This window comes from Pseudomonas sp. GW821-FHT09C08 (assembly GCF_059418125.1).
On sequence record NZ_JBWKPG010000003.1, the window covers coordinates 400,687 to 423,955 of the forward strand.

At 61.7% G+C, this 23,269-nt stretch carries 25 protein-coding genes and 1 other RNA gene; 13 read left to right on the forward strand and 13 right to left on the reverse strand.

Annotated elements, in window-relative coordinates; all coding sequences use genetic code 11:
• Positions 1-137: 137 nt before the first annotated feature.
• Positions 138-587: an EVE domain-containing protein gene (locus AC07OJ_RS12850; protein ID WP_106802337.1), complete on the reverse strand. Its 450-nt coding sequence runs from the start codon at positions 585-587 to the stop codon at positions 138-140.
• 195 nt (positions 588-782) lie between these two features.
• Between AC07OJ_RS12850 and AC07OJ_RS12855 the strand changes: the two genes are divergently transcribed.
• Positions 783-932 (forward strand): hypothetical protein, encoded by a 150-nt coding sequence (locus AC07OJ_RS12855; protein WP_010207387.1) that lies wholly within the window; start codon positions 783-785, stop codon positions 930-932.
• Positions 933-940: 8 nt separating this feature from the next.
• On the opposite strand, the gene AC07OJ_RS12860 is transcribed toward AC07OJ_RS12855, so the two are convergent.
• The 4 genes from AC07OJ_RS12860 to AC07OJ_RS12875 all read right to left on the reverse strand — a co-directional run bounded on the left by AC07OJ_RS12860 (position 941) and on the right by AC07OJ_RS12875 (position 2,360).
• Positions 941-1,570, reverse strand: a complete 630-nt coding sequence (locus AC07OJ_RS12860; RefSeq protein ID WP_065902348.1) for a 5-formyltetrahydrofolate cyclo-ligase — start codon at positions 1,568-1,570, stop codon at positions 941-943.
• A gap of 57 nt (positions 1,571-1,627) precedes the next feature.
• Positions 1,628-1,806: non-coding RNA, 6S RNA (gene ssrS, locus AC07OJ_RS12865), on the reverse strand.
• Between the two features lie 30 nt (positions 1,807-1,836).
• Positions 1,837-2,154 (reverse strand): cell division protein ZapA, encoded by a 318-nt coding sequence (locus tag AC07OJ_RS12870; protein ID WP_003176812.1) that lies wholly within the window; start codon positions 2,152-2,154, stop codon positions 1,837-1,839.
• Positions 2,151-2,360: a TIGR02449 family protein gene (locus AC07OJ_RS12875; protein ID WP_007982902.1), complete on the reverse strand. Its 210-nt coding sequence runs from the start codon at positions 2,358-2,360 to the stop codon at positions 2,151-2,153. The genes AC07OJ_RS12870 and AC07OJ_RS12875 overlap by 4 nt, the downstream gene beginning before the upstream one ends.
• A 138-nt stretch (positions 2,361-2,498) precedes the next feature.
• Between AC07OJ_RS12875 and AC07OJ_RS12880 the strand changes: the two genes are divergently transcribed.
• The 9 genes from AC07OJ_RS12880 (at position 2,499) to gcvH (ending at position 11,884) form a co-directional block, all read left to right on the forward strand.
• A complete protein-coding gene (locus AC07OJ_RS12880; protein ID WP_065902346.1) occupies positions 2,499-3,056 on the forward strand; it encodes a YecA/YgfB family protein in 558 nt (185 codons plus the stop codon).
• A 20-nt stretch (positions 3,057-3,076) separates the two neighbouring features.
• The gene (gene pepP, locus AC07OJ_RS12885) at positions 3,077-4,399 is read left to right on the forward strand and encodes a Xaa-Pro aminopeptidase (RefSeq protein WP_065902344.1); all 1,323 of its coding nucleotides are present in this window, start codon (positions 3,077-3,079) and stop codon (positions 4,397-4,399) included.
• Positions 4,396-5,583 carry a 2-octaprenyl-6-methoxyphenyl hydroxylase gene (gene ubiH, locus AC07OJ_RS12890; protein ID WP_065902342.1) on the forward strand — a complete coding sequence of 396 codons (1,188 nt, stop codon included), beginning with the start codon at positions 4,396-4,398 and terminating at the stop codon, positions 5,581-5,583. Before pepP ends, ubiH begins: the two co-directional genes overlap by 4 nt.
• Positions 5,576-6,061 carry a DUF4442 domain-containing protein gene (locus tag AC07OJ_RS12895; protein WP_495094615.1) on the forward strand — a complete coding sequence of 162 codons (486 nt, stop codon included), beginning with the start codon at positions 5,576-5,578 and terminating at the stop codon, positions 6,059-6,061. The genes ubiH and AC07OJ_RS12895 overlap by 8 nt, the downstream gene beginning before the upstream one ends.
• A 9-nt stretch (positions 6,062-6,070) precedes the next feature.
• Positions 6,071-7,288, forward strand: coding sequence for a 2-octaprenyl-3-methyl-6-methoxy-1,4-benzoquinol hydroxylase (locus AC07OJ_RS12900; protein WP_495094714.1), 1,218 nt, complete (start codon positions 6,071-6,073; stop codon positions 7,286-7,288).
• Positions 7,289-7,427: 139 nt separating this feature from the next.
• On the forward strand, positions 7,428-8,432 hold the full coding sequence (locus AC07OJ_RS12905) for an extracellular solute-binding protein (protein ID WP_065902336.1): 1,005 nt from the start codon (positions 7,428-7,430) through the stop codon (positions 8,430-8,432).
• A gap of 160 nt (positions 8,433-8,592) precedes the next feature.
• A complete protein-coding gene (locus AC07OJ_RS12910; RefSeq protein ID WP_495094616.1) occupies positions 8,593-10,209 on the forward strand; it encodes an ABC transporter permease in 1,617 nt (538 codons plus the stop codon).
• A gap of 156 nt (positions 10,210-10,365) precedes the next feature.
• Entirely contained in the window at positions 10,366-11,448 is a 1,083-nt protein-coding gene (gene gcvT / locus AC07OJ_RS12915; protein ID WP_106802342.1) for a glycine cleavage system aminomethyltransferase GcvT, read from the forward strand.
• Positions 11,449-11,500: 52 nt separating this feature from the next.
• A complete protein-coding gene (gcvH, locus tag AC07OJ_RS12920; RefSeq protein WP_065902330.1) occupies positions 11,501-11,884 on the forward strand; it encodes a glycine cleavage system protein GcvH in 384 nt (127 codons plus the stop codon).
• Positions 11,885-11,986: 102 nt separating this feature from the next.
• Here the strand turns inward: gcvH and AC07OJ_RS12925 are convergent, their stop codons facing one another.
• The 6 genes from AC07OJ_RS12925 to AC07OJ_RS12950 form a co-directional block, all read right to left on the reverse strand.
• Positions 11,987-13,129 (reverse strand): DegT/DnrJ/EryC1/StrS family aminotransferase, encoded by a 1,143-nt coding sequence (locus AC07OJ_RS12925; protein WP_065902328.1) that lies wholly within the window; start codon positions 13,127-13,129, stop codon positions 11,987-11,989.
• Between the two features lie 163 nt (positions 13,130-13,292).
• Complete coding sequence (locus AC07OJ_RS12930) at positions 13,293-13,607, reverse strand: DUF2388 domain-containing protein (protein ID WP_003176799.1); 315 nt, start codon at positions 13,605-13,607, stop codon at positions 13,293-13,295.
• 69 nt (positions 13,608-13,676) lie between these two features.
• Positions 13,677-14,123 (reverse strand): NfeD family protein, encoded by a 447-nt coding sequence (locus AC07OJ_RS12935; RefSeq protein ID WP_065902326.1) that lies wholly within the window; start codon positions 14,121-14,123, stop codon positions 13,677-13,679.
• A gap of 10 nt (positions 14,124-14,133) precedes the next feature.
• Positions 14,134-15,054 carry an SPFH domain-containing protein gene (locus AC07OJ_RS12940; RefSeq protein WP_065902324.1) on the reverse strand — a complete coding sequence of 307 codons (921 nt, stop codon included), beginning with the start codon at positions 15,052-15,054 and terminating at the stop codon, positions 14,134-14,136.
• A gap of 77 nt (positions 15,055-15,131) precedes the next feature.
• Positions 15,132-16,811, reverse strand: coding sequence for a GspE/PulE family protein (locus AC07OJ_RS12945; RefSeq protein WP_495094617.1), 1,680 nt, complete (start codon positions 16,809-16,811; stop codon positions 15,132-15,134).
• Between the two features lie 83 nt (positions 16,812-16,894).
• Entirely contained in the window at positions 16,895-17,233 is a 339-nt protein-coding gene (locus AC07OJ_RS12950) for an ACT-like domain-containing protein (RefSeq protein WP_495005794.1), read from the reverse strand.
• Between the two features lie 127 nt (positions 17,234-17,360).
• Between AC07OJ_RS12950 and AC07OJ_RS12955 the strand changes: the two genes are divergently transcribed.
• The gene (locus AC07OJ_RS12955; protein ID WP_495094618.1) at positions 17,361-17,831 is read left to right on the forward strand and encodes an Lrp/AsnC family transcriptional regulator; all 471 of its coding nucleotides are present in this window, start codon (positions 17,361-17,363) and stop codon (positions 17,829-17,831) included.
• Positions 17,832-17,914: 83 nt separating this feature from the next.
• Here AC07OJ_RS12955 and AC07OJ_RS12960 read toward each other — a convergent pair whose 3' ends face one another.
• Complete coding sequence (locus AC07OJ_RS12960) at positions 17,915-19,282, reverse strand: CYTH domain-containing protein (RefSeq protein ID WP_495094619.1); 1,368 nt, start codon at positions 19,280-19,282, stop codon at positions 17,915-17,917.
• A gap of 158 nt (positions 19,283-19,440) precedes the next feature.
• Here AC07OJ_RS12960 and argE point away from each other — a divergent pair, with 158 nt between their 5' ends.
• Positions 19,441-20,589, forward strand: a complete 1,149-nt coding sequence (argE, locus tag AC07OJ_RS12965) for an acetylornithine deacetylase (RefSeq protein WP_065902314.1) — start codon at positions 19,441-19,443, stop codon at positions 20,587-20,589.
• Positions 20,590-20,724: 135 nt separating this feature from the next.
• Complete coding sequence (gene argA, locus AC07OJ_RS12970; protein ID WP_065902312.1) at positions 20,725-22,023, forward strand: amino-acid N-acetyltransferase; 1,299 nt, start codon at positions 20,725-20,727, stop codon at positions 22,021-22,023.
• A 40-nt stretch (positions 22,024-22,063) separates the two neighbouring features.
• On the opposite strand, the gene tauA is transcribed toward argA, so the two are convergent.
• Positions 22,064-23,050 carry a taurine ABC transporter substrate-binding protein gene (gene tauA / locus AC07OJ_RS12975; RefSeq protein ID WP_495094620.1) on the reverse strand — a complete coding sequence of 329 codons (987 nt, stop codon included), beginning with the start codon at positions 23,048-23,050 and terminating at the stop codon, positions 22,064-22,066.
• Positions 23,051-23,269: the final 219 nt, after the last annotated feature.

Genomic DNA, 23,269 nt, shown 5'->3' on the forward strand with positions numbered 1-23,269 from the left:
GCATCCTGCGGCGTTAGCGTCCTAGTTTGACCGGTGTTGCCTCAGCGGGCCTTGATACCGGTCAAATGAAGCGCAAGCCTAACCCGGTTACCGTGCAGATGCATGCGCCGGGAACGTGACCGCAGGGTTCTGCTCTATCAGCGCAGTGCGAGTATCGCCGACCATTGCTCGGCAGTGACCGGCATCACCGAGAGGCGGCTGCCTTTTTGCACCAGCGGCAGTTCGGCAAGTGCGGCCTGTTGCTTCAAGTAGCCAAGGCCCAGCACGTTGGCAAACGTTTCGACATGGGCGACGTTGATCGCACTCCACGGATTTTTCTCGGCGCTGGCCTTGGCGTCGAAATAGTGGCTGTCGGGTTCCAGTGCGGTGGGATCCGGGTACGCCGCCGCAACGATTTTGCCGATGCCGGCGATGCCTGGCTCGGGGCAACTGGAGTGGTAGAAGAAGAATTGGTCACCCACCGCCATGGCGCGCAGGAAATTTCTCGCCTGGTAGTTGCGCACCCCGTCCCAGCGGGCTTCGCCAAGCTTTTCCAGGCCTTTGATGGAGAGTTCGTCGGGCTCGGATTTCATCAGCCAGTAGGCCATTTTTGGGCTCCTGAAACAGGCATTGGGAAAGTTGTCAGGCAATTCCATGACAAACCGACAGTCGGTTGGCGCCAAGGTTTGCGTGTTGGTTCACGTTAACGCAGAATGCCGGGATTTTAAGCTTGACGCAGCTGCAACGGACTACTTTGGAACGTTGTTGTCATCGTGTACGAGGTGCCTGAAGGGGGGCAATCGATGCAACGTAAACCGGATTTACTATGGATTTTGGTGATTTTGTTTGGTCTGGGTGTCGTGACCACCGGGTATGCGCAAAGCCTGTGGTCGAACAAGACCGATGCTCCCGTTGAACTGGCTCAACAGCAGCCACAGCCGTTCAAGCGTTAACCCTTCTTTCAAGGCGCCGCTGACTCCAGTGGCGCCTGTGCGATATACCATCCCTTGTCACTGACAGTGCCCGCCAACGGCACGTCCCAGCTCGCCTGCACCAGTCGTTCGACTTTCTGACATTCATGGGCCAGGCCCAGCAGCGTCGGCTTGCGCCAGCTTTGGCGGCGAGCCAGATAGGCCAGGCTGCGGTCGTAGAAACCACCGCCCATGCCCAGGCGTCCGCCCGCGTCGTCGAATCCCACCAACGGCAGCAGCACCAGGTCCAGCGCCCAGACCTTGCGTTGCCGGCTGAGATTGACCCGGGGCTCAAGGATGCGAAAACGGTTGGGCAAGAGTTTCTCCCCAGGCCGCACGCGCTGGAACACCATCTTGGTCCGTGGCCAGGCGCTGAGCACCGGCAGGTACGTGGCCTTGCCCCGGCGCTGTGCGGCACGCAGCAGCGGGCGCGGATCGATTTCACCGTCCGTCGGCAGGTACAAGGAAATATGTTTGGCCCGGCGAAACAGCGGGTGCTGTGCCAGTTGCCGATACAGGCCTTGGGCGGCCCGGCGCTGCTCGCTCGGCGTGAGGGCGCGGCGGGCGTTGCGCAACATGCGTCGAAGTTGCGGACGAGAAAGCGGCGCAGGTTCGGTCATGGTTTTTCGGCTCATAAAACAATGCCAGTCCTGGGACTGGCATTGATTTTGGAATTCAGGCTCCCCGACAGAGCCGCTGTCGACTTAGCCCTTGAACCCGAAAGTTCAAGGTGGAAGAAGCAGTAGGCTTTAAGGCTTTCCGTCTAGCGGACATGCACACCAGCCCAACGTGCAACTTCCAGGGTAGTGCGAATCGGCTCAGGGACATCGCCGACTGGCAAACACGCCAGGGAGTGGGGCGAGTATACCCTAAACCGTCTCGGCAATCAGCCCTTGGGTGCGTCTGAATCGCTGGAAAGCACCAGATCAACACGTTCCAGCAGGTCACGCACCTGCTCGCGCGTCGAGCCGCTGGCCTGCACGTCAGGGCGTTCCTGCTTATGCAGCAAATCGTGGGTGATGTTCAGCGCGGCCATCACGGCGATGCGATCGGCGCCGATGACTTTGCCGCTGCTGCGGATCTCACGCATCTTGCCGTCCAGGTAGCGGGCGGCGCTCACCAGGTTGTTGCGCTCTTCCTGCGGGCAGATGATCGAATACTCTTTGTCGAGGATCTGCACGGTGACGCTATTGCTTGAACTCATGAGTCTTGCTCCAGGGCCTTCAGGCGCGAAATCATCGATTCGACCTTACGCCGGGCGATTTCGTTTTTTTCAATGAGGTGAGCGCGTTCCTCGCGCCAGGTCTTTTCCTGAGCTAATAGGAGTCCGTTTTGACTCTTAAGTTGCTCGACCCGAGTAATTAGCAATTCGAGTCTGGCCATCAGCGCTTGCAGGTCGGTGTCTTCCATTGGGTTCCACTGGATTTGTCTGATGAATGGCAACTGCAGGATAAACGATCTGACGCCCTTGATAGTCTTGGTACGTCTGCCGGTGCTAGGATACAGCGCTCCATTCTAGACATTGCGCCGTCTGGCGCCTAGCTCACCATGCCCATTCAGAACTCCCCGTACGACGCTTTTTCCAAACTGCTGAGCTCCAGCGGCCACCCTTGCTCGCCTGCCGAACTGCACGGCGTGTTGCTCGGTCGCAGCTGCACCGGCGTGGGCTTCGATGCCGACAACTGGCTGGCCGACGTGGCCGAGCTGCTGGAAACCGAACCGACCGAAAACGTGCGTAACGCGCTGATCGGCCTGCAAGAGATGGTCAAGGGCGAATTGACCGGTGATGACGTCACCGTGGTCCTGCTGCTGCCGACCGATGACGCGCCACTCGCCGACCGTGCTGCCGCACTGGGCCAATGGTGCCAGGGTTTCCTGCACGGCTTCGGCGTGAATGCCGGCGGCCTGGACCTGAGCACCGATGCCCAGGAAGTGCTGCAGGACCTGGCGGCCATCTCCCAGGTGCAAGACGCCCTGGAAGAGTCCGAAGACGGCGAAAGCGACTACATGGAAGTCATGGAATACCTGCGCGTCGCGCCGCTGCTGCTGTTCACCGAGACCAAGAAGTCCGCTGAACCGGCCGCCCCCAAGCCGTCGCTGCACTAAGAAAGGACACCCCTCTGCCCATGATCCATATCCCCAAAGCGGAATACACCCGGCGCCGCAAGGCGCTCATGGCGCAGATGGAACCCAACAGCATCGCGATCCTGCCGGCCGCCGCCGTGGCCATTCGCAATCGCGATGTCGAGCATGTCTATCGCCAGGACAGCGACTTCCAGTACCTCAGCGGTTTTCCCGAGCCCGAAGCGGTGATCGTGCTGATGCCCGGTCGCCAGCATGGCGAGTACGTGCTGTTCTGCCGCGAACGCAATGCCGAACGCGAACTGTGGGACGGCCTGCGCGCCGGCACCGAAGGCGCGGTGCGTGACTTCGGCGCCGACGATGCCTTCCCCATCACCGATATCGACGACATCCTGCCCGGCCTGATCGAAGGTCGCGACCGGGTGTATTCGGCCATGGGCAGCAATGCCGAATTCGACCGGCACCTGATGGAGTGGATCAACGTGATCCGCTCTAAAGCGCACCTGGGCGCCCAGCCGCCGAACGAGTTTGTTGCCCTGGATCATCTGCTTCACGACATGCGCCTGTATAAATCGGCGGCAGAAGTGAAGGTGATGCGCGAGGCCGCGCGAATCTCCTGCGCCGCCCACGTGAAGGCGATGCAAGCCAGCCGTGCCGGCCTGCACGAGTTCAGCCTGGAAGCCGAGCTGGATTACGAATTTCGCAAGGGCGGCGCGAAGATGCCGGCCTATGGCTCCATCGTCGCCGCCGGACGCAACAGCTGCATCCTGCATTACCAGCAGAATGATGCGGTGCTCAAGGACGGCGACCTGGTGCTGATCGACGCTGGTTGCGAGATCGATTGCTACGCCAGCGACATCACGCGCACCTGGCCGGTCAATGGCAAGTTTTCCCCGGAACAGAGGGCGATCTACGAGATTGTGCTGGCCTCCCAGGAAGCCGCCTTTGCCGAGATCGCGCCGAACAAACACTGGAACCAGGCCCACGAGGCAACGGTGCAAGTCATCACCGCGGGGCTGGTAAAGCTGGGACTGCTGCAGGGTGACGTCGACGAATTGATCGCCAGCGAAGCCTACAAACCGTTCTATATGCACCGCGCCGGCCACTGGCTGGGCATGGATGTGCATGACGTGGGCGAGTACAAGGTGGGCGGCGAATGGCGCGTGCTGGAAGTTGGCATGGCGTTGACCGTGGAACCGGGCATCTATATTTCACCGGATAACCAGGCCGTGGCGAAGAAATGGCGTGGCATTGGCGTACGTATCGAGGACGACGTGGTGGTGACCAAGCAAGGCTGTGAAATTCTGACCGGCGGCGTGCCCAAGGCTGTCGCCGAGATTGAAGCACTGATGGCGGCTGCCCGATGAGCCGGGTCAACCTGGCGATTATCGGTGGCGGCCTGGTGGGTGCCAGCCTGGCGCTGGCATTGCAGGCCGGGGCCAAGGCGCGGGGCTGGAAGATCGTGCTGATCGAGCCCTTCGCGCCGGGCGACAGCTATCAGCCAAGCTACGATGCGCGCTCTTCGGCGCTGTCGTTCGGGGCCCGGCAGATCTATCAGCGGCTGGGCATCTGGCAGGACATTTCCCGCCGCGCCGAGCCGATCAAGCAGATTCATGTGTCGGACCGTGGGCGGTTCTCCACCGCACGCCTGTCCGCCATGGAGGAGGGGGTCCCGGCCCTCGGCTACGTGGTGGAAAACGCCTGGCTGGGCCAATGCCTGTGGCAGGGCCTGGACAAAGACGTGGTGAGCTGGCGCTGCCCGGCGGAAGTCACGCGCATGGAACCGCTGCCGGATGGCTATCGCCTGACGCTCAATGATGAAACCGTGCTTGAGTGCGACCTGGCGGTGCTGGCCGATGGCGGCCGCTCCGGCTTGCGCGAGCAACTGGGCATCGGCGTGAAAACCCGCCCCTACAACCAGAGCGCGCTGATCGCCAACATCACCCCGAGCGAAGCCCATAACGGCGAAGCGTTCGAGCGCTTTACCGATGAAGGCCCGATGGCCTTGCTGCCGCTGCCGGACAACCGCTGCGCGCTGGTCTGGACCCGCATCGGCATGGACGCACAGCGCCTTGCCAACCTTGATGAGCGCAGTTTCCTGAGCGAACTGCAGGGTGTGTTCGGCTACCGCCTGGGTACCCTGAAGCAAGTGGGCGCGCGGCATCTGTATCCGCTGACCCTGGTGGAAGCCGAAGAGCAAGTACGCTCGCACCTGGCGATCCTCGGCAACGCCGCCCATAGCCTGCATCCGATTGCCGGGCAGGGGTTCAACCTGTCCCTGCGTGATGCGAATGCCTTGGCCGAGGCGCTGTTGGCCGGGCCGGCGGTGCCGGGTGACCTGGCGACCCTGCAAGGCTATCGCGAGCGCCAGCGCCTCGACCAGCAACTTACCGTGGGCTTCTCCGACCAGGTCACGCGGCTGTTTGGCAGTGCGCAGCCGTTGGTCGCGCTGGGCCGTAATATGGGGCTGCTGGGGCTGGATCTGTTGCCCCCGGCCAAGCGCTGGTTCGCCCGTCAGGCCATGGGCCTGGGCACGCGTCCCAATGCGTAGCTGGCTGACCCGGCGCGTGGGCAAGGCGCGGCTGCTGCGCTGGTTCTTGACCCTGTACCCGCCGTACCTCGGCGCGGGCGTGCGCGTGCAGGTGCTCAGTGACGACTTTCGGCATGCCAAGGTGCGCATGGGCCTGGGCTGGTACAACCGCAATTACGTGGGCACGCAGTTTGGCGGCAGCCTGTATTCGATGGTCGACCCGTTCTACATGCTGCTGTTGATGGAAAACCTGGGCCGCGACTATATCTTCTGGGACAAGGCCGCGAGCATCGACTTTGTCTCGCCGGGCAAGGGCCCGGTGTATGCCGAGTTTTCCATCGACGACGCCTTGCTCGATGAGATTCGTCGACAGACCGAGGGTGGCGAGAAGTACCTGCCGCATCTCAAAGTGCAGATTCATGACGGCTCCGGCACCCTCGTGGCGCGGGTCGGCAAAACCCTTTACGTGCGGCGCAAGCCGCCAGCGAGACAGGCTTAAAGCATGGACATGCGCGCAGATGTGCTGATTGTCGGGGCCGGAATGGTCGGAAGCGCCCTGGCGCTGGCGTTGCAAGGCAGTGGCCTGCAGGTGCTGCTGCTGGATGGCAGCCCGCTGAGCGTCAAGCCGTATGACCCCGAAGCGGCCTTCGAGCCACGGGTGAGCGCCTTGTCGACCGCCAGCCAGCGCATCCTTGAGCGCCTGGGTGTGTGGGACGGCATCGTCTCGCGACGTGCCAGCCCTTACGGCGAGATGCAGGTGTGGGATGGCAGCGGCACCGGGCAGATCCACTTTTCGGCGGCCAGCGTGCATGCCGAGGTGCTCGGGCACATCGTCGAGAACCGCGTGGTGCAGGATGCCTTGCTCGATCGCTTGCACGACTGCGACCTGGGCCTGTTGGCCAATGCGCGCCTGGAACAGATGCGCCGCTCCGGCGACGACTGGCTGCTGACCCTGGCCGACGGTCGCAAGCTGCGCGCGCCGCTGGTGGTGGCCGCCGATGGCGCCAACTCCGCGGTACGCCGCCTGACCGGCACCGCGACCCGCGAATGGGATTACCTGCATAACGCTATCGTCACCAGCGTGCGCAGCAGCCAACCGCACCAGCGCACGGCGTGGCAACGCTTTACCGACACCGGCCCGCTGGCGTTCTTGCCGCTGGCGCGCGATGGCCAGGAAGATTGGTGCTCGATTGTCTGGTCGACCACACCGACAGAATCCGAACGCTTGATGGCGCTGGATGACGAAAGCTTTTGCCGTGAACTCGAGCGCGCCTTTGAGGGACGACTCGGCACGGTGATCAGCGCCGACCCGCGCGTCTGCGTGCCATTGCGTCAGCGTCACGCCAAGCGCTATGTGGCCGAAGGCCTGGCGCTGATCGGCGATGCGGCCCACGTGATCCACCCGTTGGCGGGGCAGGGCGTGAACCTGGGCTTTCTCGACGCGGCGGTGCTGGCCGAGGTGCTGTTGTCGGCGACCGAGCGCGGCGAGCGCCTGGCCGATGTGAAAGTGCTGAGCCGCTACGAACGTCGGCGCATGCCCCACAACCTGGCACTGATGGCGGCGATGGAGGGCTTTGAGCGCCTGTTCCAGGCCGACCAACTGCCGTTGCGCTGGTTGCGCAATGCGGGCTTGAAGCTGGTCGACCAGATGCCGGAAGCCAAGGCGGTGTTTGTGCGCCAGGCGTTGGGCCTGACCGGCGATCTCCCGGAACTGGCCAAGCCATGAGCTCAACGCGATCTGTGTAGGCGCCGGCTTGCCGGCGACGAGGCGAGCCTCGTGCAACATCTGGTAACGCCTCCGCCAAGCGCCACCAAATGTGAGTCCTTATCATTTGCCTTCTTTTTGCAAATGAGAGACCGCACCCATGTTGGCACCCAAGCGCCTCCTGACTGCCCTGGCACTCACCCTTGTCGGCAGCACCACCGTGCAGGCCGCCGATGAAGTCGTGGTCTACTCCTCGCGCATCGACGAACTGATCAAGCCGGTGTTCGACGCCTACACCCAGAAGACCGGTGTAAAGGTGAAGTTCATTACCGACAAGGAAGCCCCGCTGATGCAGCGCATCAAGGCCGAGGGCGAGAACGCCACCGCCGACCTGTTGCTGACCGTCGACGCCGGCAACCTCTGGCAGGCCGAGCAAATGGGCATCCTGCAGCCGTTCACCTCCGCGGTAATCGACAAGAACATCCCCCTGCAATACCGCTCCTCAAACCACGCCTGGACCGGTTTGAGCCTGCGCGCACGGACCATTGCCTATTCAACCGACCGGGTCAAACCGGGTGACCTGACCACTTATGAGGCCTTGGCCGACAAGCAATGGGAAGGCCGCCTGTGCCTGCGCACGGCGAAGAAGGTCTACAACCAGTCGCTGACCGCGACCCTGATCGAAACCCATGGTGCGGCCAAGACCGAAGAAATCGTCAAGGGCTGGGTCAACAACCTGTCCACCGATGTGTTCTCGGACGACATCGCGGTACTGGAGGCGATCAACGCCGGCCAGTGCGACGTGGGTATCGTCAACACCTACTATTACGGCCGCCTGCACAAGCAGAACCCGGCGCTCGCGGTGAAGCTGTTCTGGCCAAACCAGGGCGACCGTGGCGTGCATGTGAACCTGTCGGGTATCGGCCTGACCAAAAACGCGCCACACCCGGAAGCCGCCAAGGCCTTGGTGGAGTGGATGACCACGCCTGAGGCGCAGAAGATCTTTGCCGATGTAAACCAGGAATTCCCGGCCAACCCGGCGGTACCGCCGTCGGCCGAAGTGGCGACCTGGGGCAAGTTCGTCGCCGACACCTTGCCGGTTGAAGTCGCGGGCAAGCGCCAGGCCGAGGCGATTCGTTTGATGGATCGGGCGGGTTGGAACTGAGCCCGACCTAAAAGCACCGCAGATCAAATGTGGGAGCTGGCTTGCCTGCGATTGCATCACCTGGGTATCACTGATACATCAAGGTGCCTGCATCGCAGGCAAGCCAGCTCCCACACTAATGTGCGGCGATTTCAAGCTGTTCCTCCACCGAGAATCACCCTTGGCCCACCCCGCCCAACGCCGCTGGTACCTGCCGGTCTTCACCGTCGCTGCCCTGGTGCTGCTGCCGCTGAGCGTACTGTTGCTGTCCTGGCAAAGCATCGATGCGCAAATCTGGTCCCATCTGTGGGAAACCCAGATGCCCCGCCTCTTGGGCAACACCCTGACCCTGGTGCTGGGGGTTGGCGTCGGCGTCACCCTGTTGGGCGTGAGCCTGGCCTGGCTGACCAGCCTCTGCGAATTCCCCGGCAGGCGCTGGCTGGATTGGGCGTTGATGTTGCCCTTCGCCATTCCAGCTTATGTGCTTGCGTTTGTGTTCGTCGGCTTGCTGGACTTCGCCGGCCCGGTGCAAACCCTGCTGCGCGAATGGTTTGGCACCGGCTTGCGCCTGCCGCGAGTTCGATCAACCAGCGGCGTGATCATTGTGTTGGTGCTGGTGTTCTATCCCTACGTGTACCTGCTGGCGCGCACCGCGTTTCTGGCCCAGGGCAAAGGCCTGATGGAAGCCGCGCGGGTGCTGGGGCAGTCGCCCTGGCAAGCGTTCTGGCGTGTCGCTTTGCCCATGGCGCGGCCGGCGATTGGCGCGGGTGTGGCGCTGGCGTTGATGGAGACCCTGGCGGATTTCGGCGCGGTCTCGGTGTTCAACTTCGACACCTTCACCACCGCCATCTACAAGACCTGGTACGGCTTTTTCAGTCTATCCAGCGCGGCGCAGCTGGCCAGCCTGTTGCTGCTGGTGGTGATGCTGGTGCTGTATGGCGAGCGGCGCGCACGGGGTGCCAGCCGCCCAGGCAATGAACGACCACGGGGTAAAGCCCTGTATCACTTGCGAGGGTTCAAGGCGGTTGCGGCCAGCAGTTGGTGTGGCCTGGTGTTTGCCTGTGCCTTTGTGATTCCAATGCTGCAACTGGTCGCCTGGTTCTGGCAGCGTGGCCGCTTCGACCTGGATGAACGTTATTCAGGCCTGATCGTGCATACCCTCTACCTGGGCGGCATCGCGGCGCTGATCACCGTCAGCGTGGCGTTGCTATTGGCGTTCGCCAACCGCCTGGCGCCGACCCGGGCGATTCGCTCCGGCATCAGCCTGGCCAACGTCGGCTACGCCCTGCCGGGCTCGGTGCTGGCTGTGTCGATCATGCTGGCGTTCAGTTACCTGGACCGTGAGCTGGTGGTGCCGCTGTCGACATGGCTCGGCGGCACAGGCAAGCCCTTGCTGTTGGGCAGCCTGTCGGCGCTGGTGCTGGCGTATCTGGTGCGTTTCCTGGCGGTGGCCTATGGTCCGCTGGAAAACAGCCTGGCACGCATCCGCCCGTCCCTGCCGGAGGCGGCGCGCAGTCTCGGGGTGAGTGGCCCACGACTGTTTTGCAAAGTGTATCTGCCGCTGTTGCTGCCCGGGACATTGAGCGCGGCGCTGCTGGTATTTGTCGATGTGCTCAAGGAAATGCCGGCAACCCTGCTGATGCGGCCTTTTGGCTGGGACACCCTGGCCGTGCGGATTTTCGAAATGACCAGCGAAGGGGAGTGGGCGCGGGCGTCATTACCGGCCTTGACCCTGGTGTTGGTGGGCTTGCTGCCGGTGATCGGGCTGATCCGACGCTCTGCCCGGCAAATCGGTTAGGTGCCAGTCCTACGGCTTGAGGCTACAATGCGCGGCATTCGGTGCGGTCCGTCTTTCGGATCGAGTCGCTGTGCGTGGCTGCAGGCCTTGTAAATCAAGGTGTCCAGCGCGGACGGCAACGCTGCGCACCTTCGCCACGCCCGGAAGGAGAAACCCATGGGACAGCGTACGCCTCTGTATGACCTGCATCTCGCCCTAGGCGCGAAAATGGTCGATTTTGGCGGTTGGGATATGCCTCTGCACTACGGCTCGCAAGTTGAAGAACACCATCAGGTGCGACGCGACTGCGGGGTGTTTGATGTATCTCATATGACCGTGATCGATGTCACCGGCCCCCAGGCCAAGGAATGGCTCCAGCACCTGCTGGCCAATGATGTCGATCGTTTGCATGGCTGCGGCCGTGCGCTCTACAGCGCCATGCTCAATGAGCAGGGCGGAGTGGTGGACGACATGATCGTCTACCGTACCGAAACCGGCTATCGCCTGGTGGTCAATGCTGCCACCCGCGACCAGGACATGGCCTGGATGCAGGCGCAGTTGGGCAGCTACCCGGTGCAGCTGCATGAGCGCCCCGAGTTGGCCATGCTGGCCATTCAAGGCCCGCACGCCCGGCAGAAGATCGCCGAACTGGTGACCCAGGCGCGCGCCACCCTGATCCACCAGCTCAAGCCCTTCGAAGGCCAGGCCGATGGCGACTGGTTTATCGCCCGCACCGGTTATACCGGTGAAGACGGCCTGGAAATTGTGCTGCCTGCCGATCAGGCCCCGGGTTTCTTCAATGACCTGGTGGGTGCCGGTATTTCACCCATCGGCCTTGGCGCCCGCGATACGCTGCGCCTGGAAGCCGGCATGAACCTGTACGGCCAGGATATCCACCAGGACGTTTCGCCGCTGGCGGCCAACATGGCCTGGAGCATTGCCTGGGAGCCGGCCGAACGCGAGTTCATCGGGCGCGCCGCGCTGGAAGCTGAACTGGCGGCGGGTGTGCAGTTCAAACTGGTCGGGCTGGTGCTTGAAGAACGCGGGGTTTTACGCGCTCATCAGGTGGTTCGTATCGCCAATGTTGGCGAAGGAGAGATCACCAGTGGTAGTTTCTCTCCTACGCTGAGCAAATCCATTGCCCTGGCGCGTGTACCGACGGCGACAGCCGATCGGGCCGAAGTGGAAATCCGCGGCAAGTGGTACCCGGTTCGAGTGGTCAAGCCGACCTTCGTGCGCCATGGCAAAACCCTGATCTAACTATTTCCGGCAGGCCAAAGGCCGCTGACATTACTTCTTGAGGACACAGATTATGAGCGATATCCCTGCCGACCTGCGTTTTGCTGAAAGTCACGAATGGGCCCGTCTGGAAGCTGACGGCACGGTGACTGTCGGTATTTCCGACCACGCTCAGGAAGCGCTGGGGGACGTGGTGTTTGTTGAGCTGGCCGAGGTTGGCGCCCAGTTTGGCGCGACTGATCAGGCGGGTGTGGTGGAGTCGGTCAAGGCCGCTTCGGATATCTACGCTCCGGTGGCAGGCGAAGTGATTGCCGTCAACGAAGAGCTGAGTGGTAGCCCTGAGCTGCTGAACTCTGACCCGTATGGCGCGTGGATCTTCAAGCTCAAGCCAAGCAACCCGGCTGACCTGGAAAAACTGCTGGACGCCGCCGGCTACAAAGCTGCCATCGGCGAGTAAACCATGTAGGCGCTGGCTTGCCTGCGATGCGGGCACCTCGGTGTATCAGTGATACCCAGGTGATGCAGTCGCAGGCAAGCCAGCTCTCACAGTCGATTGTGACTAGCCGGCTTGCAGCACTGCCTTGACGGCTGCCACCGAACGCTCCACATCTGCCTCTGTCATCGCCGTAAACATCGGCAACGACACGATCAAGCGTCCCACACGCTCAGCTACCGGAAACATGCCTTCCTTGAATCCCTGCGCCCGATACAGGCTCAGCAGGTGGATCGGCGGGTAGTGATAGCCAATGCCGACGCCATGGGCTTGCATCTGCTCCATGAAGGTCGCGCGGGCGGGCAGGCCGTCCTGACGCTCCGGCAGCACCAGCTGGAACAGGTGCCAGTTACTGTTCTCGAAGTCCGCCGGCGGCAATTGCGCGCCATACTTTTCCTCGAAGTCGCTGCCAAAGCACTTGAAGTAGTGTCGCGCCAGATTCTGGCGATGGGCGGTGATCTTCTCGATATGCGCGAACTGCCCCAAGCCGATGGCGGCGGCGATATCGGTCATGTTGAACTTGCCGCCCAGCACATCCACATCCAGGCCGTCGAAACCCGTGCGGGTGACGCCCTGCAGGCGATATTTTTCTGCCAGGCGCGCTTCTTCAGCGTTATTCAGCACCAGGCAACCGCCCTCGGAGGAGGTGATGTTCTTGTTGGCCTGGAAGCTGAACGACACGAAGTCACCCGTGGCCCCAATGCGCTCGCCATCCCAGCTGGAACCCAGCGCCTGGGCCGCGTCTTCAATGATGCGCAAGTTGTACTTGTTAGCCAGGGCATAGAGCATCGGCATATCCAGCGGCAGACCGGCGAGGTACACCGGGATGATCGCCTTGGTACGCGGGGTAATCGCTGCTTCGACCTGGGCCAGGTCGATATTGCGAGTGACCGGGTCGATGTCGGCGAACACCGGCGTGGCGCCCACTTCCAGGATCACGTTGGCCGTCGCAACCCAGGAGATCGGCGTGGTGATGACTTCATCACCTGGGCCGATGCCCGCGATGCGCAGGGCTATCTCCATGGTGCAGGTGCCAGAGTTGAACGTACGCACCGGGCGACCGCCAAAGTATTCCGACAGCTGCGCCTCGAATGCCTGCACTTTTGGCCCGCTGGTGATCCAGCCCGAGCGCAATACGTCGCCCACCGCCGAGATGGTGGCTTCATCAATGGTAGGTTTGGAAAATGGCAGAAAAGGCTGTTGGCTCATGACGACGAAGGCATCCGTTTCAGATTGGCGATGAGTAGGCAAGGTATCAGTACCGGCATGGTTGCACGGCTAGACTGAATATAGCCTGTCATCCGTGAATGAATCGTCGTGTCACGGGCAAAAAAATGCCGCTTTATCAGCGGCATTCTTCAGGGAGTGAAAATCACTCGGTGACAGCGTTTTTCGCGAGGATGGCGTTGGCCAGCTCCATGTCCGTGGCCTGCAGGCCAGGGTTATCGGCGCGGACTTTCTGCATCGCAGCTTCCAGGTATGGGCCACGGATGCCGCCGTCGCTGGCAACAAAGCTGCCGGCGTCGTCTTGTGCGGCGACCACCAGCTTGTGGTCCTTGAAAGTCAGGTACGTCGAGCCGGTGGTGGCGCCCGACGAGATGACATTGCGCCAGAAGCTGTCGGCCATGGCTGAACCGACAGGGAGGGAAAGCACAGCAAGGGTTGCGACAGCATATTTGAGACGCATGATGGGTGACTCCGGGTGGGTTATCTGTACTTTATGATTGTAGTAAGCCCAGCCGAGTTCCATCACTGACTAAACAGTTTCAACCTTCAATACTGCACCTTCCCGACCAATTACCCGTACGTGAGCGCCTACAGGGCTGTCGGGACCGGTGACCATCCACACGCCATCGCCGACTTTTACCTTGCCGCGACCCTCGACAATTGCCTGATGCACCACAAAGGTGCGCCCGACCAGCTCGGAGCCACGTTCGTTCAGCCCTGGTTGGTCACTGACCTTGGCGCTGCTGCGCTGGCGTTTCCACCAATACACCGCCGTGAGGATCGACAATACGGCGAACAGCAGCAGTTGCCATTCCAGTCCCAAGGGCGGGACCAGGAACTTGATCACGCCGACTGCGGCTGCTGCGATGCCCATCCACAGCAGGTAGCCACCAGCGCCGAACACTTCGAGTATCAACAGCACGGTGCCGAGCGCCAGCCAATCCCAGAATGACAAATTCAGCAGGAAATCCCACATGGCGATGGCCTCAGCCTTTCTTGCTGTCGAACGTTGCCTTGACGATCTCACCGATACCGCCGACCGCGCCGATTACTTGGCTGGCTTCCAGCGGCATCAGGATGACCTTGCTGTTGTTGGCCGAAGCCAGCTTGCCCAGGGCGTCGATGTATTTTTGCGCGACGAAGTAGTTGACCGCCTGCACGTTGCCCGATGCGATCGCCTCCGACACCACCTGGGTGGCGCGCGCTTCGGCTTCGGCCTGGCGCTCGCGGGCCTCGGACTCAAGGAAGGCCGCCTGACGGCTACCTTCGGCTTCGAGGATCTGCGCTTGCTTCTTGCCTTCGGCGGTCAGGATCGCCGATGCCCGCAGGCCTTCGGCCTCGAGGATTTGCGCACGCTTGATCCGCTCGGCTTTCATCTGGCCGGACATGGCAGCCATCAGGTCGGCGGGCGGGCTGATGTCCTTGATCTCGATACGGGTGATCTTGATACCCCAGGGGGCGGTGGCTTCATCCACGGTTTTCAGCAGTTTTTCGTTGATGCCGTCACGCTGGCTGAGCATCGCATCCAGCTCCATCGAGCCGAGCACCGTTCGGATATTGGTTTGCAGCAGGTTGCGGATGGCGTGCTCGAGGTTGTTGACCTCGTAGGCGGCCTGGGCGGTATTGACCACCTGGAAGAAGCACACGGCGTCGATCTGCACGGTGGCGTTGTCGGCGGTGATCACTTCCTGCGGCGGGATATCCAGCACGCTTTCCATCACGTTGATCTTGCGACCGATGCGGTCCATGACCGGGATGATGATGTTCAGGCCGGGCTTGAGGGTGTTGGTGTAGCGGCCAAAGCGCTCGACCGTCCACTGGTAGCCTTGGGGCACTACCTTGAAACCCATGAAGAGGATGGCGACGGCCAACCCCACGAAAAGAAGCAGTACGGTTCCGATCTGCATAGCGATTCCTTATCTAAGAATGTCAGTAAAGCGACAGCCGGCCGATTGTAACGGGGTTGTCACCGATAAAGACGCTTTCACCGCGCAACCAGCAAAGGATTTGTTACCGAATCCCCAGGCGTTACCCGTAATACTTCCGCGAGCGAGGTGAGCCCCGCCTTTACCTTGTGCATGCCGGCCATGCGCAGGCTGCACATGCCCTGGGCAATGGCCGCCTGACGCAGGGCGTGCACATCGGCGCCGGGCGTGATCAGGGCCTTGAGGTGTTCAGTCATGACCATCACCTCGTAGACCCCGGCACGGCCGCGGTAGCCGCTGTGTCGGCACTCAACGCAACCGCTGGCCTCGTGGGTGTCATCCATGGCGCGCTTGCAGTGAGGGCATAACAGGCGCACCAGGCGCTGCGCCATGACTCCCAGTAGCGTAGCCTTGATCAAATAATGAGCAATTCCAAGTTCCTGCAGGCGGCTGATGGCACCCGGTGCATCGTTGGTATGCAAAGTCGACAGCACGAGATGTCCGGTCAGCGCAGCCTGGATCGCCATTTCTGCGGTTTCCTGGTCGCGAATCTCGCCGATCATGATGATGTCCGGGTCCTGGCGCAGCAGGGCGCGGATGCCGCTGGCGAAGGTCAGGCCGATGCTGTGCTGCACCTGCATCTGGTTGAACGAAGGCTCAACCATCTCGATCGGGTCTTCCACGGTGCACAGGTTGACCTCGCGGGTCGCCAGTTGCTTGAGCGTGGTGTAAAGGGTGCTGGTCTTGCCTGAGCCGGTCGGCCCGGTCACCAGGATGATGCCATTCGCCTGCCGGGTCATGGCCTGCCAGCGTTGCTGGTCGTCGCTGGAAAGGCCCAATTGGTCAAAATCCCTGAGCAGCACCTGCGGGTCGAAAATCCGCATCACCAGTTTCTCGCCAAACGCGGTGGGCAAGGTCGAGAGGCGCAGCTCAACTTCTGCACCTGTCGGGCTCTTGGTCTTGATCCGACCGTCCTGGGGTTTGCGTTTGTCCGCGACGTTCATGCGGCCCAGGCTTTTCAAGCGGCTGACCACCGCCATCGTGACCTGGGGCGGAAACTGATACACGTCGTGCAACATCCCGTCGATGCGAAAGCGCACCCGGCCCTGGTCGCGGCACGGTTCGACATGGATATCACTGGCCCGTTGGCCGAATGCGTACTGCAACAGCCAGTCGACGATATTGACGATATGCGCGTCATTGGCATCTGCCTCCTGGTCACTGGCACCGAGGTTGAGCAGGTCTGCAGTGCCGGGCGTCGCGACCTTTTGCTCTGCGCCACTGACGGACTTCGCCAATCGATAAAACTCGCCGATGCAGCGTTGGATCTCTTGCGGGTTGGCTACCCTGCGCTGGATCGAGCGCTTGAGTACTTGGGCAAGTCCGGCTTCCCAGCTGGTGATATAGGGCTGGGCGCTGGCGACCGTGACGGTCTGCGCATCCACCGCGACCGCCAGGATGGCGTGGCGTTGGGCGAAGGCGTAGGACATCAGCGGCACAATCGTCGCCACGTCGATCTTCAGCGGGTCGATGCGCAGATACGCTTGCCCGACATGCTCGGCCAGCCACTGGGTCAGGGTTTCCAGGCAGGGGCCTTCGGCAGCGATGCATTCCAGTGGATGCCGGCTGTGACTGGCCGGCAGGGTCGCCAACCGTTGCGCCACCTCGGGTGTGACCAGCCCATCGTCGACCAATGCCGGCAGCAGTTGATGCAGTTCCAATCGACGGTCAAGGGGCATGCGGGTTTCCTGGCTGGCAGCGGATGTAAGCTACACGCTAGCCAGCGCCTGGATATCTTCCTCCCCGCGTGTATTGCAGCCTTTTACCGAATCGCTGCCACCAGCGCCTGAGCCCCTACGCAGTCGGCTTGGTCCACGTGCAGCGAGCACACGCTGATCAGGTTTCGAATCTTTTCACCGATCACTTGGGCGCGGTGCCAGCTCAGGCCATCCATCACGATTTCGATGTACAGCAGGTCTGCCTCGCGGTTCACCGACACCTGCGCGGGGGTGAGGAACTGCAGGGCGAAATAGTTGAGTACCCGGCACACCACATCGGGTTCAGCCTCGGCAACGATCTGATAATGCGCCTGGCAATGGGCGCTGCTGACGGCCCATGCATCGACGCGGGTGGCAGGGTGGGTGGTTTCGACGGCGTGCATGCGGACTCTCCAGATTCGACTGGAGAAATTTTTACATTCGCCACCGGAGATTTCTTATCTAAGATGGGCGAAATTGACGATTAATAAACTCAATCAATTCAAGATAAGCATCAGAACAGGTATTTTTATGCACAACGAATTGGACGCCTACGACCGCCGCATCCTGGCCCTGCTGCAAGAGGATGCCTCGCTTTCCAGCGCGCAGATCGCCGAGCAGGTCGGCCTGTCCCAGTCGCCGTGCTGGCGGCGCATTCAGCGGCTCAAGGAGGAGGGCGTGATCCGTGGCCAGGTCACCCTGCTGGATCGCAAGAAGATCGGCCTCAACACGCAGATTTTCGCCGAGATCAAACTCAACGCCCACGGGCGGTCCAACTTCACCGAGTTCACCGAGGCGATTCGCGGGTTTCCGGAAGTGCTGGAGTGCTATGTGCTGATGGGGGCGGTGGATTTTCTGTTGCGCATCGTGACGGCGGATATTGAGGCGTACGAGCGGTTTTTCTTCGAAAAACTGTCGATGGTGCCGGGGATCCAGGAGGTCAACTCGATCGTCGCGTTATCCGAGATCAAGTCGACCACCAGCCTGCCGGTCCTGCGCTGACCGAGCCGGCCGCATCGCGGCCAAGCCCGGCTCCCACAGGGGAATGCATGCCAATGCAGGCGCCGGCTTGCTGGCGATAGCGCTTACAGACGCAGCAGGGTCTTCCACGCGCGGTTCTGATACACCGCAATCGCCTGGTGCATGCGCGCATCCAGCGATTCATCGGTGATCGGCTGGTTAGCCAGTTGCACCAGCTTGTTCAGCTCACCGTACAGACGGTCCAGTTCCGGAATGTCTACCACCTGGCGGGCATGATGCAGCCAGGCCTGGATGCGTTCGATACGCGGCAGTTGCTCGGCGAGGTCTTCCGGTTGCTGCTGGTAGCGCGGCAGTTGCAGGGCGACGGCATCGTCGGCGAGCAGGCGCGGCAGCCAGTTGGTGATTTGCGCGGCGCCCTGGCGGTTGCCACGCACATTGCGATCGGCCGTCCAGGCACGCGCCAGCAGCCAGCGCGAAGCGTTCAGTGAGAACAGGCCCCAGCGCACGTCGTCCAATTCTTCGATGAACTGCTCCGGCGCGGCTTTGCGAATGTCTTCATCGTCGTCACCGGCCTGCACCAGCGGGCGCCAGTCTTCCAGCAGGGCATCCAGTGCGCTGCGCAGTTCGCTGGTGGATTGACGCGGTGCGGCCTGGCCGAGGCTGCCGATCAGGGCACGCAGTTCGCCGAGGTTGTCGACCCAGTCCTGCAACAGGCGCCAGTGGCCAGTGAAACGGTATTGCTCGGCCAGGCGCTGGCTGCTGCCCAACAGGTGCCACATGATCGCGGCGAACGCGTCATCCAACGGCATTTCGGCGTGCAGCTGCGGCGCCGGCAGGCTCAGGGAGTAGCTGCTGGCGTCGTACAGGCGGTAGCCGCGCTCGGCCTTGCTGATGTCGCACGGCATCAGTGCGAGGGTGGCGGCCAACTCGGCGGCCAGTTCCAACAGGGCCGCCGGTTCGCCTTCGCGCAGTTCCAGTTCCAGCTCGCAGATTTCTTCTTTCTGCTTGCCGACCACCACATGGCCGAGGTCCAGGGCCGCTTCGATCACGACTTTGGCCTTGCCTCGGCCCCAGGCGATTTCGGCGCGCTCACGCACGAAGTCAGTGGTGAAGATTGGCTTGAGGGTCTTTTTATCCAGCTCGGCCAGTTGCTCGGGCCAGCAGTCGCCGTCGAGTTTCTTCACGTCGAGCTTGGCTTTGGGCAATTCCCAGTTGTACTCGTTACGTTCCGACAAACCGGCGACGCTCTGGCCACGGGTCTTGAGGGTCTGGATCACGTCGTCACCGTCCTTGCGCAGGCGCAGCGCGACCTTGGCCTGGGCCAGGTCGCGTTCGGGGGTGTCGAAGTACTGGTTCATCAACTCACGGCGTTCCCAGCCACTTTTGTTGCGTTTTTTCAGTAGCGGGTGCTCACGCAGCGCGGCGAGTGTTTCGCGGCTGACGCGGAGCTTGATTTCGGTTTCTTTCTGCATGGCCGGAAAATCCAGGATCGGGAGCGCAGCCGGGGAAAAGAGTGGCTGCCAAGGCCGTGCAGTGTACAGGACTGAGCCCGGCAACGCGCCGCAACGGTTTATTGTGTCGTGCAGATGGCTCTATAGTGGGGCTCATCCGGGAAGTTGAGAGGCCGCGCATGCCATTACCGTCCATGAAAGAGCAGTTCGCCGCGCTGATTGCCGCGCCTTCGGTCAGTTGTACCCAAGCGTCTCTCGACCAGACCAACCGACCGGTCATCGATTTGCTCGCCGGTTGGCTGGGTGACCTGGGTTTCGCCATCGACATCCAGCAAGTCAGCCCCGGCAAATTCAACCTGCTCGCCAGCTTCGGCAGTGGCCCCGGCGGCCTGGTGCTGGCCGGTCATAGCGATACCGTTCCGTATGACGCTGCGTTGTGGAAGACCGATCCGCTCAAGCTGACGGAAGTCGACGGCCGCTGGGTAGGACTGGGCAGCTGCGACATGAAGGGTTTTTTCGCGCTGGCGATTGAGGCCGTGTTGCCGTTGCTCGATCAGCCGTTCAAGCAGCCGTTGCTGATCCTGGCCACCTGTGATGAAGAAAGCTCCATGTCCGGCGCCCGCGCGCTGGCCGAGGCAGGTCGCCCGTTGGGCCGTGCGGCGGTGATCGGCGAGCCTACCGGCCTCAAGCCGATCCGCCTGCACAAAGGCGTGATGATGGAACGCATCGACATCCTCGGCCAAAGCGGCCATTCGTCGGATCCGAGCCTTGGCCACAGTGCCCTGGAGGCCATGCATGACGCCATCGGCGAACTGCGCGGCCTGCGCCTGGCCTGGCAGCGCGAGTACCGCAACCCGCAATTCAGCGTACCGCAACCGACCATGAACTTCGGCTGCATTCATGGCGGCGACAACCCCAACCGTATCTGCGGCCAGTGCTCCCTGGAATTCGACCTGCGGCCATTGCCCGGCATGGACCCGCAGGTGCTGCGCGCCGCGATCCGGCAGAAGCTCGAACCCTTGGCCGAGCGCCACAAGGTCAAGATCGACTATGCGCCGTTGTTCCCCGAAGTGCCGCCGTTCGAGCAAGCCGAAGACGCCGAGTTGGTGCGGGTTGCGGAACGATTGACCGGTCATCGTGCCGAAGCAGTAGCGTTCGGCACGGAAGCGCCTTATCTTCAGCGCCTTGGTTGTGAAACCCTGGTGCTCGGCCCTGGCGATATCGCCTGCGCCCACCAGCCGGGCGAGTACCTCGAAATGTCACGCTTGACGCCTACAGTGCGTCTATTGCGTGAATTGATCGAACATTACTGCCTGAAACCTGCATAAATTAACCGTTGCCAGTTCGTACTTAGAAGGAGAGCGAGCGTGTCGCCAAGCCTGTTCCGACGATAACCATCAGCCCGCTGTGCGTTTTCACGATTCATCCTTTTTCGGCTGCTTTTTATTACAGGCCCAGGTTTTATGCCCGAATACGTCAATTGGCTTCGTCACGCTTCGCCCTACATCAATGCTCACCGGGACTGCACCTTCGTGGTCATGCTGCCTGGCGACGGTGTGGAACATCCGAACTTCGGCAATATCGTCCACGACCTAGTGCTGCTGCACAGCCTCGGCGTGCGCCTGGTGCTGGTGCACGGTTCGCGCCCACAGATCGAAGCGCGCCTTGAGGCGCGCGGCCTGACCCCGGCTTACCACGAAGGCCTGCGCATCACCGATGCCGCAACCCTGGAGTGTGTGATCGACGCGGTCGGCCACCTGCGCATCGCCATCGAAGCGCGCCTTTCCATGGACATGGCCTCGTCGCCGATGCAGGGCTCGCGCCTGCGGGTGGCCAGCGGCAACCTGGTGACCGCGCGACCTATCGGCGTGCTCGAAGGCGTGGATTACCACCACACCGGCGAAGTGCGCCGCGTCGACCGCAAGGGCATCAATCGCCTGCTGGACGAGCGCTCCATCGTGTTGCTGTCGCCGCTGGGCTATTCGCCCACGGGTGAGATCTTCAACCTGGCCTGCGAAGACGTCGCCACTCGCGCCGCCATCGACCTGGGAGCCGACAAGCTGTTGCTGTTCGGCGCCGACCTCGGCCTGATCGATGAAAATGGTCGCCTGGTCCGCGAGCTGCGTCCGCAGCAAGTGCCAGCGCACCTGCAACGCCTGGGCAGCAACTACCAGGCCGAGCTGTTGGATGCCGCCGCCGAGGCTTGCCGTGGCGGCGTCGGGCGCAGCCATATCGTCAGTTACGCCGAAGACGGCGCGCTGCTCACCGAACTGTTCACCCGGGACGGCGGCGGTACGCTGGTGGCCCAGGAACAATTCGAGCTGGTCCGTGAGGCGGCGATTGAAGACGTCGGTGGCTTGCTGGACCTGATCAGCCCGCTGGAAGAGCAGGGCATCCTGGTGCGTCGTTCACGCGAAGTGCTGGAGCGTGAGATCGAGCAATTCAGTGTGGTCGAGCGCGAAGGCATGATCATCGCCTGTGCGGCGCTATATCAGATCGCGGATTCGGACGCAGGTGAGCTGGCGTGCCTGGCGGTGAATCCGGAATACCGCCACGGCGGGCGCGGTGATGAGCTGCTCGAACGCATCGAAACTCGTGCGCGGGCCCAGGGTTTGAAGACCTTGTTCGTGCTTACCACGCGCACTGCCCACTGGTTCCGCGAGCGGGGCTTTGTGCCGAGCAGTGTTGATCGTCTGCCGTCGGCACGGGCGTCGCTGTACAACTACCAGCGTAATTCGAAGATCTTCGAAAAGGCGCTGTAACCCCCGTTCTGTAGGGGCCGGCAAGCCGGCTCCTACAGGGTCAGGGCTTGATGAACTGGTCGGTCACAAAGGCCGAATAGTCCGGCAGCACCGTCTCGACCTTGCCTTGTTCCTTCAAGAACTTCGCCGTCTCTCCAATCGCCTTCGGCGTGCCGCCTTTGAGCAGTGCGTCGGTCTGCTGCGCCTTGGCGTCCGGGAAGGTGGTACCGGCCAACAGCTCTGGAATGTCGGCGGCGTTTGAACCTGTCAGTTTGGCGATTTTCTGTACCGGCGCGGAGTCCACTGTCCAGGCATCTTTATGGGCGGCGTAGTCAGCGAAAGAGTCCAGTGTGACCTTGGCAAACCTGACCACTACGTCAGGATGTTTTTGCGCAAAATCCTTGCGTGCTACCCACACCTCAAACGTCGGTGCGCCCCACTGACCCACCTGGGCCGCGTCTGTCAGGGTCTTGCCGGTCTTGCGGATCTCTCCGAGCGCAGGTGACCAGACAAAAGCGCCGTCGATATCACCCCGTTTCCACGCGGCGGCAATTTCGGCGGGTTGCAGGTTCACCACTTTGACTTTCCGGGTGTCCAGCCCCCAATGCTTCAATGCACCGAGCAGGCTGTAATGAGAGGTGGAGACAAAGGGCGTGGCGATGGTCTTGCCGACCAGGTCTTCGGGTTTGTCGATGCCGCTGCCGTTGCGCACCACCAATGCTTCAGAAGTATTGATCTGCGCCGATACGATAAACGCGACGATCGGTAGATTGCGCGATGCAGCTGCGGCGAGGGGGCTGGAACCGAGGTTGCCGATTTGCACATCACCCGAGGCGATCGCGGTGACGACTTCCGGCCCGCTGTTGAATCGGCGCCAGGCAATTTTCTCGCCAATGGCCTTTTCATAGAGGCCATCGGCCTGTGGGACTTTGCTGGGATCGATACCCGTTTGGTAGCCGACGGTTAAATCGGCGGCTTTGACACCAAAAGAAAGTATTAGTGACACAAAAACTGTAACAAATTGACGGGAGGATGTGCCTTTGGCCATGATGGCGTCGCCTTTTTGATCGTGGGTGACGTATGAAACGGTACGGCCACACTAATCGATCTAAAAAAGCGCTAACAAATACCCTTTGGGAATTAGCTTATGGAGCGGCTCGTCTATGCTGACCTGTTCGCGCCATGGAAAGTCTTATTCCCGAATCGTATGAAAAAGAATGAAACAATTCTTTTTGGGTGTATGAAAAACTCATTACCCTGCAGGGAC

Excerpts from the sequence above, each read along its gene's own strand:
- AC07OJ_RS12860 (WP_065902348.1), bottom strand. The coding sequence starts at position 1,570 with ATGACCGAACCTGCGCCGCTTTCTCGTCCGCAACTTCGACGCATGTTG.
- AC07OJ_RS12870 (WP_003176812.1), bottom strand. The coding sequence starts at position 2,154 with ATGAGTTCAAGCAATAGCGTCACCGTGCAGATCCTCGACAAAGAGTAT.
- AC07OJ_RS12900 (WP_495094714.1), top strand. The coding sequence starts at position 6,071 with ATGCGCGCAGATGTGCTGATTGTCGGGGCCGGAATGGTCGGAAGCGCC.
- AC07OJ_RS12960 (WP_495094619.1), bottom strand. The coding sequence starts at position 19,282 with ATGCAGAAAGAAACCGAAATCAAGCTCCGCGTCAGCCGCGAAACACTC.
- AC07OJ_RS12930 (WP_003176799.1), bottom strand. The coding sequence starts at position 13,607 with ATGCGTCTCAAATATGCTGTCGCAACCCTTGCTGTGCTTTCCCTCCCT.
- argE (WP_065902314.1), top strand. The coding sequence starts at position 19,441 with ATGCCATTACCGTCCATGAAAGAGCAGTTCGCCGCGCTGATTGCCGCG.
- AC07OJ_RS12855 (WP_010207387.1), top strand. The coding sequence starts at position 783 with ATGCAACGTAAACCGGATTTACTATGGATTTTGGTGATTTTGTTTGGT.
- argA (WP_065902312.1), top strand. The coding sequence starts at position 20,725 with ATGCCCGAATACGTCAATTGGCTTCGTCACGCTTCGCCCTACATCAAT.
- AC07OJ_RS12955 (WP_495094618.1), top strand. The coding sequence starts at position 17,361 with ATGCACAACGAATTGGACGCCTACGACCGCCGCATCCTGGCCCTGCTG.
- AC07OJ_RS12935 (WP_065902326.1), bottom strand. The coding sequence starts at position 14,123 with ATGTGGGATTTCCTGCTGAATTTGTCATTCTGGGATTGGCTGGCGCTC.
- gcvH (WP_065902330.1), top strand. The coding sequence starts at position 11,501 with ATGAGCGATATCCCTGCCGACCTGCGTTTTGCTGAAAGTCACGAATGG.
- AC07OJ_RS12850 (WP_106802337.1), bottom strand. The coding sequence starts at position 587 with ATGGCCTACTGGCTGATGAAATCCGAGCCCGACGAACTCTCCATCAAA.
- AC07OJ_RS12875 (WP_007982902.1), bottom strand. The coding sequence starts at position 2,360 with ATGGAAGACACCGACCTGCAAGCGCTGATGGCCAGACTCGAATTGCTA.
- tauA (WP_495094620.1), bottom strand. The coding sequence starts at position 23,050 with ATGGCCAAAGGCACATCCTCCCGTCAATTTGTTACAGTTTTTGTGTCA.
- AC07OJ_RS12950 (WP_495005794.1), bottom strand. The coding sequence starts at position 17,233 with ATGCACGCCGTCGAAACCACCCACCCTGCCACCCGCGTCGATGCATGG.
- AC07OJ_RS12945 (WP_495094617.1), bottom strand. The coding sequence starts at position 16,811 with ATGCCCCTTGACCGTCGATTGGAACTGCATCAACTGCTGCCGGCATTG.
- AC07OJ_RS12895 (WP_495094615.1), top strand. The coding sequence starts at position 5,576 with ATGCGTAGCTGGCTGACCCGGCGCGTGGGCAAGGCGCGGCTGCTGCGC.
- AC07OJ_RS12880 (WP_065902346.1), top strand. The coding sequence starts at position 2,499 with ATGCCCATTCAGAACTCCCCGTACGACGCTTTTTCCAAACTGCTGAGC.
- AC07OJ_RS12925 (WP_065902328.1), bottom strand. The coding sequence starts at position 13,129 with ATGAGCCAACAGCCTTTTCTGCCATTTTCCAAACCTACCATTGATGAA.
- gcvT (WP_106802342.1), top strand. The coding sequence starts at position 10,366 with ATGGGACAGCGTACGCCTCTGTATGACCTGCATCTCGCCCTAGGCGCG.
- AC07OJ_RS12940 (WP_065902324.1), bottom strand. The coding sequence starts at position 15,054 with ATGCAGATCGGAACCGTACTGCTTCTTTTCGTGGGGTTGGCCGTCGCC.
- AC07OJ_RS12905 (WP_065902336.1), top strand. The coding sequence starts at position 7,428 with ATGTTGGCACCCAAGCGCCTCCTGACTGCCCTGGCACTCACCCTTGTC.
- pepP (WP_065902344.1), top strand. The coding sequence starts at position 3,077 with ATGATCCATATCCCCAAAGCGGAATACACCCGGCGCCGCAAGGCGCTC.
- ubiH (WP_065902342.1), top strand. The coding sequence starts at position 4,396 with ATGAGCCGGGTCAACCTGGCGATTATCGGTGGCGGCCTGGTGGGTGCC.